22 protein-coding genes are annotated in these 17475 nt (G+C 68.2%); 14 read left to right on the top strand and 8 right to left on the bottom strand.

Annotated elements, in window-relative coordinates; genetic code table 11:
- Positions 1-9 precede the first annotated feature (9 nt).
- A complete protein-coding gene (locus G6N51_RS28285; RefSeq protein WP_083173748.1) occupies positions 10-495 on the top strand; it encodes a DUF3093 domain-containing protein in 486 nt (161 codons plus the stop codon).
- Positions 496-508: 13 nt separating this feature from the next.
- Here G6N51_RS28285 and G6N51_RS28280 read toward each other — a convergent pair whose 3' ends face one another.
- Positions 509-811 (bottom strand): DUF4193 domain-containing protein, encoded by a 303-nt coding sequence (locus G6N51_RS28280; protein WP_007171590.1) that lies wholly within the window; start codon positions 809-811, stop codon positions 509-511.
- A 191-nt stretch (positions 812-1002) separates the two neighbouring features.
- On the opposite strand from G6N51_RS28280, the gene cei reads away from it, so the two are divergent.
- Positions 1003-1653, top strand: a complete 651-nt coding sequence (gene cei / locus G6N51_RS28275; protein ID WP_083173747.1) for an envelope integrity protein Cei — start codon at positions 1003-1005, stop codon at positions 1651-1653.
- Between the two features lie 7 nt (positions 1654-1660).
- On the opposite strand, the gene G6N51_RS28270 is transcribed toward cei, so the two are convergent.
- Entirely contained in the window at positions 1661-2530 is an 870-nt protein-coding gene (locus G6N51_RS28270) for an inositol monophosphatase family protein (RefSeq protein WP_083173746.1), read from the bottom strand.
- 130 nt (positions 2531-2660) lie between these two features.
- Between G6N51_RS28270 and ppgK the strand changes: the two genes are divergently transcribed.
- The 3 genes from ppgK to G6N51_RS28255 all read left to right on the top strand — a co-directional run bounded on the left by ppgK (position 2661) and on the right by G6N51_RS28255 (position 5642).
- Positions 2661-3443, top strand: a complete 783-nt coding sequence (gene ppgK / locus G6N51_RS28265) for a polyphosphate--glucose phosphotransferase (protein WP_372510049.1) — start codon at positions 2661-2663, stop codon at positions 3441-3443.
- Positions 3444-3618: 175 nt separating this feature from the next.
- Positions 3619-5127: an RNA polymerase sigma factor gene (locus tag G6N51_RS28260; protein WP_142275115.1), complete on the top strand. Its 1509-nt coding sequence runs from the start codon at positions 3619-3621 to the stop codon at positions 5125-5127.
- Positions 5128-5228: 101 nt separating this feature from the next.
- Positions 5229-5642, top strand: a complete 414-nt coding sequence (locus tag G6N51_RS28255; protein WP_083173769.1) for a RidA family protein — start codon at positions 5229-5231, stop codon at positions 5640-5642.
- Here G6N51_RS28255 and G6N51_RS28250 read toward each other — a convergent pair.
- Positions 5591-5956, bottom strand: coding sequence for a DUF952 domain-containing protein (locus G6N51_RS28250; protein ID WP_083173744.1), 366 nt, complete (start codon positions 5954-5956; stop codon positions 5591-5593). The two genes, G6N51_RS28255 and G6N51_RS28250, sit on opposite strands and share 52 nt — an antisense overlap.
- A gap of 136 nt (positions 5957-6092) precedes the next feature.
- On the opposite strand from G6N51_RS28250, the gene G6N51_RS28245 reads away from it, so the two are divergent.
- On the top strand, positions 6093-6278 hold the full coding sequence (locus G6N51_RS28245) for a DUF7455 domain-containing protein (protein ID WP_083173743.1): 186 nt from the start codon (positions 6093-6095) through the stop codon (positions 6276-6278).
- 64 nt (positions 6279-6342) lie between these two features.
- Entirely contained in the window at positions 6343-7314 is a 972-nt protein-coding gene (locus G6N51_RS28240; RefSeq protein WP_083173742.1) for a YihY/virulence factor BrkB family protein, read from the top strand.
- 20 nt (positions 7315-7334) lie between these two features.
- Here G6N51_RS28240 and G6N51_RS28235 read toward each other — a convergent pair whose 3' ends face one another.
- Complete coding sequence (locus G6N51_RS28235) at positions 7335-7574, bottom strand: DUF3039 domain-containing protein (RefSeq protein ID WP_083173741.1); 240 nt, start codon at positions 7572-7574, stop codon at positions 7335-7337.
- Between the two features lie 45 nt (positions 7575-7619).
- Between G6N51_RS28235 and G6N51_RS28230 the strand changes: the two genes are divergently transcribed.
- The 3 genes from G6N51_RS28230 (at position 7620) to G6N51_RS28220 (ending at position 9982) form a co-directional block, all read left to right on the top strand.
- Complete coding sequence (locus G6N51_RS28230; protein WP_142275114.1) at positions 7620-8039, top strand: DUF3099 domain-containing protein; 420 nt, start codon at positions 7620-7622, stop codon at positions 8037-8039.
- Between the two features lie 135 nt (positions 8040-8174).
- Positions 8175-9164: a sigma-70 family RNA polymerase sigma factor SigB gene (gene sigB / locus G6N51_RS28225; protein ID WP_083173739.1), complete on the top strand. Its 990-nt coding sequence runs from the start codon at positions 8175-8177 to the stop codon at positions 9162-9164.
- A gap of 128 nt (positions 9165-9292) precedes the next feature.
- Positions 9293-9982 (top strand): metal-dependent transcriptional regulator, encoded by a 690-nt coding sequence (locus G6N51_RS28220; protein ID WP_083173738.1) that lies wholly within the window; start codon positions 9293-9295, stop codon positions 9980-9982.
- Between the two features lie 15 nt (positions 9983-9997).
- Here G6N51_RS28220 and G6N51_RS28215 read toward each other — a convergent pair whose 3' ends face one another.
- Positions 9998-11056 carry a DUF4192 domain-containing protein gene (locus G6N51_RS28215; RefSeq protein ID WP_083173737.1) on the bottom strand — a complete coding sequence of 353 codons (1059 nt, stop codon included), beginning with the start codon at positions 11054-11056 and terminating at the stop codon, positions 9998-10000.
- A 110-nt stretch (positions 11057-11166) separates the two neighbouring features.
- On the opposite strand from G6N51_RS28215, the gene sthA reads away from it, so the two are divergent.
- Positions 11167-12582 (top strand): Si-specific NAD(P)(+) transhydrogenase, encoded by a 1416-nt coding sequence (gene sthA, locus G6N51_RS28210; RefSeq protein WP_083173736.1) that lies wholly within the window; start codon positions 11167-11169, stop codon positions 12580-12582.
- On the opposite strand, the gene G6N51_RS28205 is transcribed toward sthA, so the two are convergent.
- A complete protein-coding gene (locus tag G6N51_RS28205; RefSeq protein WP_083173735.1) occupies positions 12579-13418 on the bottom strand; it encodes a trypsin-like serine peptidase in 840 nt (279 codons plus the stop codon). The genes sthA and G6N51_RS28205 overlap by 4 nt on opposite strands.
- 198 nt (positions 13419-13616) lie before the next feature.
- Here G6N51_RS28205 and G6N51_RS28200 point away from each other — a divergent pair, with 198 nt between their 5' ends.
- The 3 genes from G6N51_RS28200 to G6N51_RS28190 are packed head-to-tail and all read left to right on the top strand — an operon-like array spanning position 13617 to position 16401.
- Positions 13617-14591 carry a proteasome assembly chaperone family protein gene (locus tag G6N51_RS28200; protein WP_083173734.1) on the top strand — a complete coding sequence of 325 codons (975 nt, stop codon included), beginning with the start codon at positions 13617-13619 and terminating at the stop codon, positions 14589-14591.
- A gap of 45 nt (positions 14592-14636) precedes the next feature.
- Complete coding sequence (locus G6N51_RS28195) at positions 14637-15668, top strand: alpha/beta fold hydrolase (protein ID WP_083173733.1); 1032 nt, start codon at positions 14637-14639, stop codon at positions 15666-15668.
- Positions 15669-15714: 46 nt separating this feature from the next.
- Positions 15715-16401 (top strand): PhzF family phenazine biosynthesis protein, encoded by a 687-nt coding sequence (locus G6N51_RS28190; protein ID WP_083173732.1) that lies wholly within the window; start codon positions 15715-15717, stop codon positions 16399-16401.
- A gap of 26 nt (positions 16402-16427) precedes the next feature.
- Here G6N51_RS28190 and G6N51_RS28185 read toward each other — a convergent pair whose 3' ends face one another.
- On the bottom strand, positions 16428-16913 hold the full coding sequence (locus tag G6N51_RS28185; protein WP_083173731.1) for a peroxynitrite isomerase: 486 nt from the start codon (positions 16911-16913) through the stop codon (positions 16428-16430).
- 38 nt (positions 16914-16951) lie between these two features.
- Entirely contained in the window at positions 16952-17416 is a 465-nt protein-coding gene (gene nrdR, locus G6N51_RS28180; protein ID WP_083173730.1) for a transcriptional regulator NrdR, read from the bottom strand.
- Between the last annotated feature and the right edge of the window lie 59 nt (positions 17417-17475).

Here is a 17475-nt window from a genome sequence, read left to right as displayed (position 1 = left end):
CTTGACTGCGTGTCCGGTACGCGCGTCGCGCCGCACAGCGTGCGATATCGCGAACGACTGTGGGTGCCATGGTGGTGGTGGCCGCTGGGCCTCGGCCTGGCGGGGCTCATCGCCTTCGAAGTCAACATGGGTGTCGCACCCGGGCCTTCCTGGCTGCCATACGCGACGCTTTTCGCGGTGGCGGCCGGCGCGCTGTTGTGGCTGGGCCGCGTCGAGATCCGCGTTATCGCCGATCCGAACGTCCCCGGCGGGGTGGAGCTGTGGGCCGGCGAGGCGCACCTGCCGGTCACCGTCATCTCCCGGTCCGCCGAGGTGGCCCGGTCTGCCAAGTCCGCGGCCCTGGGCCGCCAGCTCGACCCCGCGGCTTTTGTGCTGCATCGGGCATGGGTGGGGCCGATGATCCTGGTCGTGCTCGACGACCCGGACGATCCGACGCCGTACTGGCTGGTCAGTTGCCGCCATCCGGAGCGGGTGCTGTCGGCGCTGCGCAGCTGACCCCGGAATACGGTCAAGCCGCGCAGTCGGTACAGATCATCAGGCCGTTCTTCTCGCTGGCCAGCCGGCTGCGGTGTTGCACCAGAAAGCAACTGGAGCAGGTGAACTCGTCGGCCTGCTTCGGAATGACGCGAACCGACAGTTCTTCCCCGGACAGGTCGGCGCCAGGCAACTCAAAAGATTCAGCGGTTTCAGATTCGTCGACGTCGACAACGGCCGAAGCCGCCTCGTTGCGTCGCGCTTTGAGCTCCTCCAGCGAGTCCTCCGAGACATCGTCGGTCTCGGTGCGCCGTGGAGCGTCATAGTCGGTAGGCATACCTATTCCCCTGCCCTATTGCCTCATGCCCTCGTAATCTCAAGCATCGCTTTGTACCAGCGTCGAACGCATCCACCAAATGATTCGTGCCCGGATCGCGGCCCGTTAATGTGTGATTTACGTCACACCATCATTCTGGGCCTTGCGTTCGCCTTTGAACAGTGCGTTTAGCGTGCGACTAGAGTGCACGTGTGGTCGCGCAAATCACCGAGGGTACCGCCTTCGACAAGCACGGTCGGCCCTTCCGGCGCCGCAATCCCAGGCCCGCCATCGTCGTGGTGATTTTCCTCATCGTGGCGACCGCCGTGGTGTGGACCATCGCGCTGACCCGGCCGGCGAAGGTGCACGAGGTCGCGGTCTGCAACCCGCCGCCGCAAGCGGCCGGATCGGCACCGGCTCAGCTCGGCGAACAGGTGTCGCGCAGCGCGATGATGGACGTCCCGCCCGCCAAGCTCGCCGACACCAAGGTTCGCGTGCTCAACGCCAGCGGTCGCGGCGGACAAGCCGGCGACGTCGCCGGCGCGATGAAAGACCTCGGGTTCGCCCAGCCGACCGCCGCCAACGATCCCCTTTATGCCGGCGCCCGGCTCACCTGCCAGGGTCAGATTCGTTTCGGCACGGCCGGCCAGGCCACGGCGGCCGCGGTCTGGCTGGTGGCGCCGTGCATGGAGCTGTTCAACGACAACCGCGCCGACGCCTCCGTCGACCTCGCGCTGGGCACCGACTTCACGGCCCTGGCCCACAACGACGACATCGATGCCGTGCTGGCCACGCTGCGCCCGGGCGCCACCGAGCCCGCGGACCCCGCGCTGCTGACCAAGATTCACTCGGCCAGCTGCTGACGCGGGCTCAATCGAGAATCGGGTCCAGGCCGTCGATCTCGTCGAGGGCGGCCAGCAGCTCGTCGGCAATTCCCGGCGCGGCGGCCAGCACCAGACCGGCGCCGTCGATGTCGAACGGCGGCAAGGACACCCGCGCCCCCGCCTCGGCCGCGATCAACGCACCGGCGGCGCAATCCCATGGCTGCAGGCCGTGCTCGTAATAGGCGTCGAGCCGGCCCGCCGCGACCATGCACAAATCCAGCGCAGCCGACCCGATACGACGGACGTCGCGGACCACCGGCAGCAGCCGCGCCAACAACGCCGCCTGCGTCGCCCGACGCTGCCGTGAGTAACCGAAACCGGTGCCCAGCAACGCCATCGACAGGTCGTCCACCGTGGCGCACCGCAACGGTCTTAGCCCGTGCTCGTCGATGACGTGCGCGCCCAGGCCCGCCGCCGCCGAGTACACCCGGTCACCCACGACGTCGGCGACCGCGCCGGCCACGGATACGCCGTCCACTTGCGCACCGACCGAGACCGCGTAGGCCGGAATGCCGTAGACGAAGTTCACCGTGCCGTCGATGGGATCGAGCACCCAGGTGACCGCGCCCGCCGCCATGCCCGCCGGGTCGGCCGGCCCGCCGCCCTCCTCGCCGAGAATCGGGTCCCCGGGCCGCAATTGGGCCAGCCGGTCCCGCAGCAGGCGCTCCGTCTCCGTGTCGACGACGGTCACCGGATCGGTGGGGGTGGTCTTGGACCGCACGGCGCCGTTGCCGTCACCCGCCGCGGCTTCGCCGAACACCTCCACCCGGCGACGCCGCACGAAGGCGGCGGCTTCCGTGGCCAGCGCCTCGGCCACCGTGCGCAGCCGGGCGGGCTCGTCATCTGCTCGGGTCACCGGTCTATCGCATCACAGGCGCCACGGCCCCGCAGATACGCCGTCGCCACACGGGCGCCGGGCTAAGGTGGGCGCACAGCCCAAGTCACGCTCAGGAGCTTCGATGACCAGCACCGACTCGACCACGGATATGCCCGGCACCGGCGCCGCCGTCGGCACACCACAGCGTCGGGGATTCGGCATCGACGTCGGCGGCAGCGGCATCAAGGGCGGCATCGTCGACATGGACACCGGGCAGTTGATCGGTGAACGGATCAAGCTGCTCACCCCGCAGCCGGCGACGCCGGCGGCCGTGGCGAAGACCATCGCCGAGGTGGTCAACGGGTTCGGCTGGACCGGTCCGCTCGGCGTGACCTATCCCGGTGTCGTCACCCACGGCGTCGCGCAGACGGCGGCCAACGTCGACAAGTCGTGGATCGGCACCAACGCGCGGGACATCATCAGCGCCGAGCTGGGCGGGCAGGACGTCACGGTCCTCAACGACGCCGACGCCGCCGGGCTGGCCGAGGAGCACTACGGGGCGGGCAGAAACCGGTCCGGCCTGGTCGTCTTGCTCACGTTCGGCACCGGAATCGGCTCGGCGGTCATTCACAACGGCACGCTGATACCCAACACCGAGTTGGGCCATCTCGAGGTCGGCGGCAAAGAAGCCGAACAGCGGGCGGCGTCGTCGGTCAAAGAGAAGAACAACTGGAGCTACGAGAAGTGGGCCACGCAGGTCACCCGGGTGCTGGTGGCCATCGAGAACGCGGTGTGGCCGGACCTGTTCATCGCCGGGGGCGGCATCAGCCGCAAGGCCGACAAGTGGCTACCGCTGCTCGAGAACCGCACCCCCGTGGTGGCTGCGGCCCTGCTCAACACGGCCGGAATAGTCGGCGCGGCGATGGCCTCCACCTCCGACGTGACCCACTGATTTTCCCCGGCAGAGCCGTCCGACCGCCCACTGTCGTTACAATGGTCAACGGCGACCGCCCGAACGATAGCGTGCACATACCCACGCTGATCCAACGCCGACATCGACATAGCAGACACTTTCGGTTGACCATGCCCAATACCCACCGAAGGTGAGCCCAAACGAAGGGGTGTAAGTGGCACCGACCAAGGCCAGCCCGGCAACCGATGCGCCGGTGAAACGGACCGCCACCAAGTCTCCGTCCTCCCCCGCCAAGCGCTCGGCGGCCAAGGCCGCTAATGGGTCGGCCCCCGCGAAGCGCCCCGCCAAGGCGCCGGCGCGGACCGCCAAGCCCGAGGGCGACGCCGCCGCCGAGCCGAAGAAGGCCCGCGCCGCCAAGGCCGCGCCGGGCCGCGGGACCAAGGCGGCCAAGGGCGCCCCGGCGGACCCCGAGGTAGACCTGGACGTCGTCGAAGACCTCGACGACGCGGAGCTCGACGCCGAGCCCGGCGAAGACCTCGAGATCGACGCCGCCGACCTGAGCCTCGACGACCTGGAAGACGAAGTCGCGGCCGACACCGAGGACGCCGACGTCGAGCCGGCCGACCCCGACGACAGCGAGGCAGAGGCAGCCGCCCCGGCCCCCGCGGCCGGCGAGGCTCCCGCCGACGAGGACGAAGAAATCGCCGAGCCGACCGAAAAGGACAAGGCCTCGGGCGACTTCGTCTGGGACGAAGACGAGTCCGAGGCGCTGCGCCAGGCGCGCAAGGACGCCGAACTCACCGCCTCAGCGGACTCGGTTCGTGCCTACCTCAAGCAGATCGGCAAGGTGGCGCTGCTCAACGCCGAAGAAGAGGTCGAGCTGGCGAAGCGGATCGAAGCCGGCCTGTACGCGACGCAGCTGATGGCCGAGATGGCCGAGCGCGGCGACAAACTGCCCGCCGCTCAGCGCCGCGACATGATGTGGATCTGCCGCGACGGCGATCGCGCGAAAAACCATCTGCTGGAAGCCAACCTGCGCCTCGTGGTGTCGCTGGCCAAGCGGTACACCGGTCGCGGCATGGCGTTCCTCGACCTCATCCAGGAAGGAAACCTGGGCCTGATCCGCGCGGTCGAGAAGTTCGACTACACCAAGGGCTACAAGTTCTCCACCTACGCGACCTGGTGGATCCGTCAGGCCATCACCCGCGCGATGGCCGACCAGGCCCGCACCATCCGCATCCCGGTGCACATGGTCGAGGTGATCAACAAGCTGGGCCGCATCCAGCGCGAGCTGCTGCAGGACCTGGGCCGCGAGCCCACGCCCGAAGAGCTGGCCAAGGAAATGGACATCACACCCGAAAAGGTGCTGGAGATCCAGCAATACGCCCGGGAGCCGATCTCGCTGGACCAGACCATCGGCGACGAGGGCGACAGCCAGCTGGGTGACTTCATCGAGGACAGCGAGGCCGTGGTGGCGGTCGACGCGGTGTCGTTCACGTTGCTGCAGGACCAGTTGCAATCGGTGCTGGAGACCCTCTCCGAGCGTGAGGCCGGCGTAGTACGGCTGCGCTTCGGCCTCACCGACGGCCAGCCGCGCACCCTCGACGAGATCGGCCAGGTCTACGGCGTCACCCGCGAGCGCATCCGGCAGATCGAATCCAAGACGATGTCAAAGCTGCGCCACCCCAGCCGTTCCCAGGTCCTGCGCGACTACCTGGACTGAGAGTCACCGGCCGTCCTCGCCGGAGCGGTTGCGGCGCAACGACTTTCACCACCGTGCCAAAATCCGTCGCACCGGCGGCGGCGGCGTCGTACGGTGAGCGCATGTCAGTCAGCCGCACACTGATCTCCTCCGACTCCGGGTTCGAAACGACCGTCGGTTATTCGCGCGCGGTACGGGTCGGCCCGCACGTGTCGGTGGCCGGGACGACCGGCGCCGGACCGGCCGGTGATATCGCGGCCCAGACCCGAGATGCCTTGCACCGCATCGAGATTGCGCTCCACCAGGCGGGCGCGGCGCTCACCGACGTGGTCCGCACCCGGATCTTCGTCACCGACATCTCCCGCTGGCGCGAGGTCGCCGCGGTGCACGCGCAGGTCTTCGGTGCCATCCGCCCCGCGGCGACCATGGTGGAGGTGTCCGCGCTGATCGCGCCCGAGTTCCTGGTGGAGATCGAAGCCGACGCCTACGCGGAGTCCCCGGCCGGCGGGAACGTGCCGTCCGGCCCCGGGCGGTAATCGGTGACACCAATCACAGCGGCGGTGGGCAGCGGGCCGTACAGGTGCGGGAACAGCATCGACTCGGGATCCGTTGCCACACCTGGTTCCCAACGCACCTCGGAGTCCAGGCGGGCCGGATCGATGTGCAGCAGGACCAAGTCACCGCGACCGCGATAGAGCCGGTTGGCCGGCAGGTGCACCTGCCCGGGCGTCGACAGATGGATGAACCGTCCGCCGCCAGACGCGTCGGGGCGAATTTCACCGCGGGCGCGGGCACGGGACCACTCGTCCACCCCGCACAGATGTACCAGCAGGTCAGGAGCGAAAGCCATGGGTGATCACTGTAGAGAGCACGACGAAACGAAACGTTTACAGGCCGTGAGAAACGACACACCCGATAACGATCGGGGAACAACGCAAAAACCCCATACGTCTGAGAGAGTGAATAAAAGCAAGAACGGAGAAGCCATGAATGCAACTCTGACCAGTCCCGAGCTAACCCGTGCGGACCGCTGCGATCGCTGCGGTGCCGCGGCTCGAGTCCGTGCCACGCTGCCTTCAGGAGCTGAGCTTCTCTTCTGCCAGCATCACGCCAATGAGCACGAGGCGAAGCTGACCGAGCTTGCCGCCGTCCTGGAGGTCAGCGCGAGCTAGTCCGCCGAACTCACCCGCCGGCAATGTGGGCGTGCGGGGCAGTCTTCGGTAATGCTGGACGGATATGAGCGATCAAGTCGCAAAACCGTCTCGCCATCACATCTGGCGACTCAGTCTGAGGACCCTCTCGAAAAGCTGGGATGATTCCATCTTTTCCGAGTCGGCCCAGGCGGGTTTCTGGTCGGCACTGTCGCTACCGCCACTGCTGCTGGGGATGCTGGGCAGCCTGGCTTACGTGGCGCCGCTGTTCGGCCCGGACACGATGACGGCGATCGAGACGAGCATCATCTCGGCGATCCGCAGCTTCTTCTCCCCCAGCGTCGTCAACGAGATCATCGAGCCGACCATCCGGGACGTCACCGCGAATGCCCGCGGCGAGGTGGTGTCGGTCGGCTTCCTCATTTCGATGTGGGCGGGATCGTCGGCGATCTCGGCCTACGTCGATGCCGTGGTGGAGGCGCACGACCAGACTCCCCTGCGGCATCCCGTACGGCAGCGGCTCTTTGCCCTGTTCCTCTACGTGGTGATGCTGGTGGTGGTGGTCGGGATCGCACCGGTGCTGGTGGTCGGTCCGCGCAAGTTGAGCGAGCACATCCCGGACGGTCTGGCCAACGTGCTGCGCTACGGGTATTACCCGGCGCTGATCCTCGGACTGCTGGTCGGGGTGGTCATTCTGTACCGGGTGTCGCTGCCCGAACCGCTGCCGACGCACCGGCTGATCTTCGGGGCCGCGCTCGCCACGGCGGTCTTCCTGATCGCCACGCTCGGCCTGCGGATCTACCTCACGTGGATCACCAGCACCGGGTACACGTACGGCGCGCTGGCCACACCGATCGCGTTCCTGTTGTTCGCGTTCTTCGGTGGCTTCGCGGTCATGCTGGGCGCCGAACTCAACGCCGCGGTCCAAGAGGAGTTCCCGGCGCCCAAGACGCACGCCCACCGCCTGCGCAAGTGGCTGGAAGCCCGCATGCCCGTGTTGAAGCGGCCGACGGGTCCCTCGCCGGAGCCGGCACCCGCGGACAACGTGACGCTGTGACGGTTGGCGCCCCGGCCGGCCTACTCCTTCTTCATGCGGTCGAAGATCCGCTTGCAGTCCGGGCAGACCGGCGAGCCGGGCTTGGCCGCCTTGGTCACGGGAAAGACCTCCCCGCACAACGCCACCACGTGGTTGCCCATGACCGCGCTCTCGGCGATCTTGTCCTTCTTGACGTAGTGAAAGTACTTCGGCGTATCGCTGCCGGTCCCGTCGTCGACGCGTTCGTCGGTGTCGGTGCGCTCGATCGTCTGGGTCTGCATGCCTCACATTGTGCCCCGTAACTCGCTCCTGCCGGAATCCGTCCCGTGTGGGACAGTGGAGGAATGAAGCGCGATTCCCAGCTGGGATTCGACGACGACGGCAGGCCAGTCCTCATCACCGCCGCCGAGCCCTCCTACGAGGAGCAGCACCGCGCACGGGTGCGGAAATACCTGACGCTGATGGCGTTCCGCATCCCGGCGCTCATCCTGGCCGCGCTCGCGTACGGCGCGTGGCACAACGGGCTGATCTCCCTGGCGATCGTGGCGGTGTCGGTGCCCTTGCCGTGGATGGCCGTCCTGATCGCCAACGACCGGCCGCCGCGGCGCTCCGACGAGCCCCGGCGGTTCGATGACGCCCACCGCCGCACCCCGTTGTTCCCGACGGCCGAGCACCCGGCGCTCGAGGCGCCGCCCCGCCCGCAACCGGGCTGGCCCCCGGGCCCGGGCGGCGACATCATCCCCTAGCCGAGGCGAGCGGCGAGACGGGAATGGGTCACACTTCTTAGGACATTCTCAGGTCGACGGCACATCTGTGCACGTCAAGACGTGTGAGATGGCAAGCGGCTGGGAACTCTCAGGGCTGATCTGTCGTTGAACTCGATGACAGTACAAGCCGAACGGGAGGTCGCTATGGCGAACGCCAGCACGAGCAGATTTGACGGCGATCTGGATGCTCAAAGCCCCGCCGCTGACCTCGTGCGCGTGTATCTCAATGGCATCGGTAAGACGGCACTGCTGAACGCGGCGGGCGAAGTTGAACTGGCCAAGCGCATCGAGGCCGGGCTCTACGCCGAGCATCTGCTCGACACGCGTAAGCGCCTCGGCGAGAACCGCCGACGCGACCTCGAGGCCGTGGTGCGCGATGGCCAGGCCGCGCGCCGTCACCTGCTGGAAGCCAACCTGCGCCTGGTGGTGTCGCTGGCCAAGCGTTATACGGGTCGCGGCATGCCGTTGCTGGACCTGATCCAGGAGGGCAACCTGGGGCTGATCCGCGCGATGGAGAAGTTCGACTACACAAAGGGTTTCAAGTTCTCCACGTACGCGACGTGGTGGATCCGTCAGGCAATCACCCGCGGCATGGCCGACCAGAGCCGCACCATCCGCCTGCCCGTCCACCTGGTCGAGCAGGTCAACAAGCTGGCGCGGATCAAACGGGAGATGCACCAGAACCTCGGCCGCGAGGCCACCGACGAGGAACTGGCGGCCGAATCCGGCATCCCGGTCGAGAAGATCAACGACCTGCTCGAGCACAGCCGCGACCCGGTGAGCCTGGACATGCCGGTCGGCTCCGAAGAGGAAGCACCGCTGGGCGATTTCATCGAGGACGCCGAGGCCATGTCCGCCGAGAACGCGGTGATCGCCGAGCTGCTGCACACCGACATCCGCAGCGTGCTCGCCACTCTCGACGAGCGCGAGCACCAGGTGATCCGGCTGCGCTTCGGCCTGGACGACGGCCAGCCACGAACCCTGGACCAGATCGGCAAGCTGTTCGGCCTCTCGCGTGAGCGGGTCCGACAAATCGAACGGGACGTAATGTCCAAACTCCGCCACGGCGAGCGCGCCGACCGGCTACGGTCGTACGCAAGCTGAGGCTTCCAAAAACTAGTAGCAAGACGGTATGCCCGCCGCGGACGCGGCGGGCATACTGCTTGTCGGGGAAGCGTTGCACCCATTCGCGCAGCTGGCCAAGTAGACTCGGCGTCGATGGAAGGTGCTGAATGAACGACCTGGTTGACACCACCGAGATGTACTTGCGGACCATCTACGACCTCGAAGAAGAGGGCGTCACGCCGCTGCGTGCGCGCATCGCCGAGCGGCTCGACCAGAGTGGGCCGACTGTCAGCCAAACCGTGTCCCGCATGGAGCGCGACGGGCTGCTCCACGTCGCCGGCGACCGCCACCTCGAGCTCACCGACAAGGGCCGGGCGCTGGCCATCGCCGTGATGCGCAAGCACCGCCTCGCCGAACGACTGCTCGTCGACGTCATCGGGGTGCCCTGGGAGGAAGTGCACGCCGAGGCGTGCCGGTGGGAGCACGTGATGAGCGAGGACGTGGAGCGGCGGCTGGTGAAGGTGCTCAACCACCCGACCACCTCCCCCTTCGGCAACCCGATTCCGGGACTGCTGGACCTGGGCGTGGACCCCGAATCCGGCGCCGAGGACGCCAACCTCGTCCGGCTGACCGAATTGCCGCCCGGCTCGCCGGTGGCCGTGGTCGTCCGCCAGCTGACCGAGCACGTGCAAGGCGACATCGACCTGATCACCCGCCTGAAGGACGCCGGCGTCGTCCCCAACGCCCGGGTGACCGTCGAGACCGGCCCCGCCGGGGTCACCATCGTCATCCCGGGCCACGAGAACGTCACGCTGCCGCACGAGATGGCGCACGCCGTCAAGGTCGAGAAAGTCTGACCGCTCGGCGCCGGCTCAACATGCCCGGCGGCCGAACGCCCGCCGTGGCGGTATCCGCACACCGAGCTCTTTGGCCAGTCGGTAGCCGGTGAGCGCCAGTTCCCGGATGTCCTCGGGCCGCAGCCCCGACTGCAACGCCGTGTCCAGCATGCCCGCCATCCGGTGCTCGGGCTCGCAGCGCAACGCGGCCTCCAGCGATACCCCGGCCAGCGGACCGTCGCCGCGGGCGTAGGCGCTGAACGCCAGCAGCGCCAGCGCCTCGGCCCGCCAGGGCGCGGGCAGGGTGCGCGCCAGCAACGCCCACAACGACTCCGCCGCCCCGGCGTTCTCGCCGACCGCCAGGGCGTAGAGGATGTCGCGCACCTGCGCGTCGGTCAGCGCGCAGGCCAGCTTCGCCAGCTGGGTCTCCGACAGCGCCTCGCCGGCGGCCACCCGCGTGGCCGCCGCCATGGCGTGCCTGACGTCGCTTCGCGCGCAGCGGCCCGGGTTGGCGCGGTGGGCCGTCGCGCGCCTGGTCGCCTGCCGGTCGATCACGCCGGTCAGCTCGGCGCTCCGCGCGATGTCCTCGACGGCGATGACGGCCTGCAGGTCGGCGCGCCGCGCGTAGAGCCGCCGGCCGTCGAGCACCGCCGCGGCCGCCAGCGGCGACGCCGAGGGATCGTCGACCAGGCCGCTCGAACCGCAGCCGTCCACACAATGCCAGCGCCCGCCGAGCGCGACCCGGTCGACCACGTGCGCGGCCCACAGCTCGATGTCGTGTTGCGACAATGACTTTGCCAGCGCGTCACACAGCTGCCGGTATTCGTCGTTGCACCCCGGACAGTGCGCACCCTCCGCGTCGACGATCACCGCGATGGCGGCGTCGGGCCGGGCCGCGGCGGCGACATCGGCCAGGTGGCCGACTCGGGCGGCGAGCTCGTCGGACAGGTCGACCCGCATCACCGCCCCGAGGTCACCGCCATCCAAAGACACCACTACCAATGAATTTTCGGGAACAAAGCCGAGAACGGCCGGCAGCGCGGCGATCAGTGCGCCGGGACGATTCAGTTTGAAGTCAGGTCGATGCGTCGTCATGGGCACCACGCTGACGGTCCCCGCCGTCAACCGGCGCTCGCAGAACCGGCGGAATCCCGGGCCTGTGAATGAACCCAGCACTGTGAGTTCCGCTGCTCTACTGTTACCCCATGAGTTCGGCGCAAGAGTACGACATGGTAGTCATCGGCTCGGGCCCCGGCGGGCAGAAGGCAGCCATCGCCTCGGCCAAGCTCGGCAAGTCCGTGGCGATCGTCGAACGTGGCCAGATGCTCGGCGGTGTATGCGTCCAGACCGGCACCATCCCGTCAAAGACGTTGCGCGAGGCCGTCCTTTACCTGACCGGGATGAGCCAGCGCGAACTGTACGGCGCGAGCTACCGCGTCAAAGAAAAGATCACCCCGGCCGACCTGCTGGCCCGCACCCAGCATGTCATCGGCAAGGAAGTCGACGTGGTGCGCAACCAGTTGATGCGCAACCGCATCGACCTGTTGTTGGGCCACGGGCGGTTCGTCGACCCGCACACCATCGAGGTCGAAGACCCCTCCCGGCGCGAAAAGCTATTAGTCAGCGGCAAATACATCGTCATCGCCACCGGCACCCGGCCGGCGCGACCGTCCGGCGTCGAGTTCGACGAGGAGCGGGTGCTCGACTCCGACGGGATCCTCGACCTCAAATCGCTGCCCGCGTCGATGGTGGTGGTCGGCGCGGGGGTGATCGGCATCGAGTACGCCTCGATGTTCGCCGCGCTGGGCACCAAGGTCACCGTCGTGGAGAAGCGGGGCGACATGCTGGACTTCTGCGACCCCGAGGTCGTGGAGGCGCTGAAGTTCCACCTGCGCGACCTGGCGGTGACGTTCCGATTCGGCGAGGAGGTGACCGCGGTCGACGTCGGCTCGGCGGGGACCGTCACCACCTTGGCCAGCGGCAAGCAGATTCCCGCGGAGACGGTGATGTACTCGGCCGGGCGGCAGGGCCAGACCGACCACCTGGATCTGCACAACGCCGAGCTGGAGGCCGACAACCGCGGCCGGATCTTCGTCGACGACTTCTTCCAGACCAAGGTGCCCCACATCTACGCCGTCGGCGACGTGATCGGGTTCCCGGCGCTGGCCGCGACCTCGATGGAACAGGGCCGGCTGGCGGCCTACCACGCCTTCGGCGAAGCGTGCGAGGGCATCACCGAGCTGCAGCCGATCGGCATCTACTCCATCCCCGAGGTGTCCTACGTCGGGGCGACCGAGGTCGAGCTCACCAAAAACGCGATCCCCTACGAGGTGGGGGTGGCCCGCTACCGCGAGCTGGCGCGCGGCCAGATCGCCGGCGACTCCTACGGGATGCTCAAGCTGCTGGTGTCCACCGACGATCTCAAGCTGCTGGGCGTGCACATCTTCGGCACCAGCGCCACCGAGATGGTGCACATCGGGCAGGCCGTCATGGGCTGCGGCGGCACGGTCGAATACCTGGTGGACGCCGTGTTCAACTACCCGACTTTTTCCGAGGCCTACAAGGTGGCGGCGCTCGACGTGATGAACAAGGTGCGCGCGCTCAACCAGTTCCGCCGCTAACAGCTGTCGTCGAGTTCGCCCGGAACCGGGTCGCCGGGCCCGCCGGCGTCCGCGCGGGTCAGCAGCTGCGCGGTCTGCGCATCGAACGGGGCCGAATACGACACGTTCGCGGCGCACCCGCCGCGCTCGAAACCACCGATCACCCCGGTGACCGTGGTGCCGCTGACCCAGGGCGCGCCGCTGGTGCCGTCCACCAGCCCCTCGCACGGAAACGAGGGGAACCCGCCCTCGGTCAACGACGTGCTGGCCTGACACCCGATGGGCGCACCGCCCACGCCGGCCGGATAGCCCATCACGGTGACGTGGCTACCCGGCGGCGGCGTCGTGCCCAGCGTCAACGCCAGGCCGGTCCTTGACTCGACCGAGTCCCCGGCGTCGTTGCTCAGCCGCGCGATTGCATAGTCCGCGTTGGGGTCCTTGCTGGCGGTCCAGCGGGGGTCGAGATAAACGGCGTCGGCCTTCCACACGTCGGCCGGAGCCGGGGGCGCGTCGCCGGCGAAGCCGGGCACGAAGGTGATCTTGGAGGCCCCGGCCAGGCAGTGCGCAGCGGTGATCATCAGGTTGCCGCCCGCCGAATGCACGACCGAGCCCGTGCACACGTGCAGCGGGCCGCCGTCGATGAAGATCGCGCCGACGCGCTTGTCGGGGTCCACCGGCCCCGCCACCGCCTTCTGCTGCGGCTGACCGAGCCGCTGCACCGGCGCGCTGCTCCGCGGAGGCGCGGCCGGCGGGGCCGACGCATGATCGCCCGGCGGCCGCTTGCACGACGTCACTGACGTCGCCACGGCGACCACCAGGCACAGCATCACGGTCGGTACGCGCATCGGTTTCATCATGCCTGACACCCGCACGGCGAGCCGACTTCAACGCGTCGCGTCCCTCCCGACCCGCAAGCGACTCGCCCTGCCAACCCCCGACGTGTTCTCTTCTGGATGAAACGCGAACTTCACATTGCTGTTTGATATTGATGCCCACTGATTCGGGGGACACTGGTAGGGCACCCATGGAGAAACCCCCGAGAGGAGGCGATCCCGATGGCTCACGATGAGGACCCGCAGGAGCCGGACTACCAGCCGGGACAGGCCGGCATGTACGAGCTCGAGCTGCCGGCGCCGCAGTTGTCGACGTCGGATGGCCGAGGCCCGGTGCTGGTGCACGCGTTGGAGGGTTTCTCCGACGCCGGTCACGCGATCCGGCTGGCCTCGTCGCACCTGAAGGCGGCTTTGGACACCGAGCTGGTCGCGTCCTTCGCCATCGACGAATTGCTGGACTACCGGTCGCGGCGGCCGCTGATGACGTTCAAGACCGATCACTTCACGAACTATGACGAGCCGGAACTGAGCTTGTACGCGTTGCGTGACACCATCGGTACCCCGTTCCTGCTGCTCGCCGGCATGGAACCGGATCTGAAGTGGGAGCGCTTCATCACCGCGGTGCGCCTGCTGGCCGAGCGTCTGGGCGTGCGGCAGACCATCGGCCTGGGCACGGTCCCGATGGCGGTCCCGCACACGCGGCCCATCACGATGACGGCGCACTCCAACAACCCCGAGCTGATCGCCGAGTTCACGCCGTGGATCTCCGAGATCCAGGTCCCGGCCAGCGCGTCCAATCTGCTGGAGTACCGGATGGCCCAGCACGGTCACGAGGTCGTCGGCTACACCGTGCATGTGCCCCACTACCTGACGCAGACCGACTACCCGGCCGCCGCCGAGGCCCTGCTCGAGCAGGTGGCCAAGATCGCGTCGCTCGAGTTGCCGCTGACGGCGTTGACCGAAGCGGCGGCAGTGATCCGGGCCAAGATCGACGAGCAGGTCGAGGCGAGCGCGGAGGTTGCTCAAGTGGTGACCGCGCTCGAGCGCCAGTACGATGCCTTCATCGACGCTCAGGAGAACAGGTCGTTACTAACTCGGGACGAGGACCTGCCTAGCGGCGACGAGCTTGGCGCAGAGTTCGAGCGATTCCTCGCCCAGCAGGCGGAGAAAAAGCGGGACGACGACGACCAGGTCTGACCTTTCCACCCGGCCTCATCGCGGCCCGAGACCAAGGTTGGCGACATGAGCGAGCGGAAGCGCAAAAGCACTCTCCGCCCGGTGCGTGAGGTCGCCGCCCCGCGGCTGGAGTTCCGTACCATTCACGGCTACAAGCGGGCCTACCGGATCGCCGGTGACGGGCCGGCGATCCTGCTGGTCCACGGCATCGGTGACAACTCGACGACGTGGAATACCGTGCAGGCCAAGCTCGCCCAGCGGTTCACTGTCATCGCCCCCGACCTGCTGGGCCACGGGCGATCGGACAAACCGCGCGCCGACTACTCGGTCGCCGCCTACGCCAACGGGATGCGCGACCTGCTCAGCGTCCTCGACATCGAGCGGGTGACCATCGTGGGCCACTCGCTGGGCGGCGGGGTGGCCATGCAATTCGCTTACCAGTTCCCGCATTTGGTGGAGCGCCTGATCCTGGTCGGCGCCGGGGGCGTCACCAAGGACGTGAACTTCGTGTTGCGGTGGGCCTCGTTGCCGATGGGCAGTGAGGCCCTCGCGCTGCTGCGACTGCCCCTGGTGCTGCCGGCCGTCCAGATCTTCGGGCGGGTGCTGGGCACGATGCTGGGCAGCACGGGGCTGGGCCGCGACCTGCCCAACATGCTGCGCATCCTCGACGACCTGCCGGAGCCGACGGCCTCGGCGGCCTTCAGCCGCACGTTGCGGGCGGTGGTGGACTGGCGCGGGCAGATCGTCACCATGCTGGACCGCTGCTATTTGACCGAGGCCATCCCCGTGCAGATCGTCTGGGGCGCCAAGGACTCGGTCGTCCCGGTGGGGCATGCGCGGATGGCCCACGCCGCCATGCCCGGCTCCCGCCTGGAGATTTTCGAAGGCTCCGGCCACTTCCCCTTCCACGACGACCCGGCCCGCTTCATCGACGTGGTCGAGCGCTTCATCGACAGCACCGCGCCCGCCGAATACGATCAGGCCGCCCTGCGCGCGTTGTTGCGCACCGGCGGCGGCGAGAAGGCCGTCAGCGGGCCGGCCCCCACCCGCGTCGCCGTGCTGAACGCCATGGATTCCGACGAACGCAGCGCCACCTGAACCACCTTGGTCGGTGCCGCGGCGGCCGGGGCCGTACAGTCGGGCCATGGGTATCGACGTCACCGTGTTGCGGGTGTTCACCGATCAAGACGGGAATTTCGGCAATCCACTCGGCGTCGTGGATGCCCGCCAGGTGGGACCGGCCGACCGGCAACGGCTGGCCACTCAATTGGGATACAGCGAAACGGTTTTCGTCGACGTTCCCGCCGCCGGGTCAACCACGGCACACGCCAGCATCTACACCCCGCTGATCCAGATCGCGTTCGCCGGACACCCGACCGTCGGTGCGGCGTGGTGGCTGCGGGAGCACGGGACGCCGATCAACACGCTGCAGGTGTCGGCGGGGCTTGTGCAGGTGAGCTACGCCGCCGAGCGCACCGGAATCAGCGCCCGCTCGGAGTGGGCGCCCGAGGTCGGCCTCCACGAATTCGGTTCGGCCGACGAGCTTCTCGCCGCCGACCCGGGAGACTTTCCCGACGACACGGCGCACTACCTGTGGGCCTGGACCGACCAGGCCACCGGATCGCTGCGCGCCCGCATGTTCGCCGCGAATCTCGGAGTGCGGGAAGACGAGGCGACCGGCTCGGCCGCGATGCGCATCACCGACTACCTCAGCCGCGACCTCCACGTCACCCAGGGCAAGGGATCGATCATCGAAACCACGTGGAACGCCGAGGGCTGGGTGGGGGTGGCGGGACGCGTCGTCAATGACGGTGTGCGGCATCTGAACTGACCCCGGGCCGGCCGACCCGGGAGGGCTCAGCCCTGCCGGTGCAGGACCGCGGCGAGGTGGTGCTGCAACGGCTGCCCGACCGCACCCATCCGCACCGAATACGAGAGCTCGTCGCCGTCGATGCGGAACGAACGGCCCAGCGCGGTCACCTCTTTGGCGGTCGGGGTCAGTCCGACATCGGTTGTGGAGAGCTCGATTTCGACCAGGGCACCGGTGACCGAGTACGTACCCACCTCGATCTCGGTGATGCCGCTCGGATGGGCCAGGACCAGTTCGACGTGACCGGGCTGCGGCGCGCGCAGGTATCCGGTCTCTGCGTGCAACGGCTTGCCGTCGGCCGGCGCCCTGGTCTTTTGCGCGTACGCCAGAAACGGCTTGCCGACGTGGGAGAAGACCACTTCCTCCAGGTAGTCGAAGGGCTGGATTGTCGGGTACTCGCCCGACCCCCGGCCGGCCCAGGTCCCGAGGAGTGGTGCCAGGGCCGCGAGGTCGGGATGCAAGTCGATAGGCATGAAAACGAGCCTAGGCCCGGACGGCGTGGGCCGGGTCGTCAGCTCGGGGTGGTGACCTGGCGGTGTTCGCGCAGCGCCTGAATCTCGCGCTCGAAATCGTCCGCGGACTCAAACGAGCGATACACCGAAGCGAACCGCAGGTAGGCCACCTCGTCGAGGTCGCGCAGCGGACCGAGGATGGCCAGCCCGACCTCGTGGCTCGCGACCTCCGGGGACCCCGCGGCGCGCACGGCGTCCTCGACCTGTTGGGCGAGCAGGTTCAGCGCGTCGTCGTCCACCTGCCGGCCCTGGCAGGCCCGGCGGACACCGCTGATGACCTTCTCCCTGCTGAAGGGCTCGGTGACTCCGCTGCGTTTGACCACGGCCAGCACCGCGGTCTCCACGGTGGTGAAACGCCGTCCGCACTCGGGGCACGATCGGCGGCGCCGGATGGCCTGCCCCTCATCGGTTTCCCTCGAGTCGATCACCCGGGAATCGGGATGACGGCAGAACGGGCAATGCATGACCGCTCCTTCGCCGTGCCGACTACCAGGTACCGCAGCACTTCGAGCGTACCCGTGCG

Source organism: Mycobacterium paraseoulense (assembly GCF_010731655.1).
Taxonomy (GTDB): domain Bacteria; phylum Actinomycetota; class Actinomycetes; order Mycobacteriales; family Mycobacteriaceae; genus Mycobacterium; species Mycobacterium paraseoulense.
This window is presented reverse-complemented; position numbering and strand designations above follow the sequence as displayed.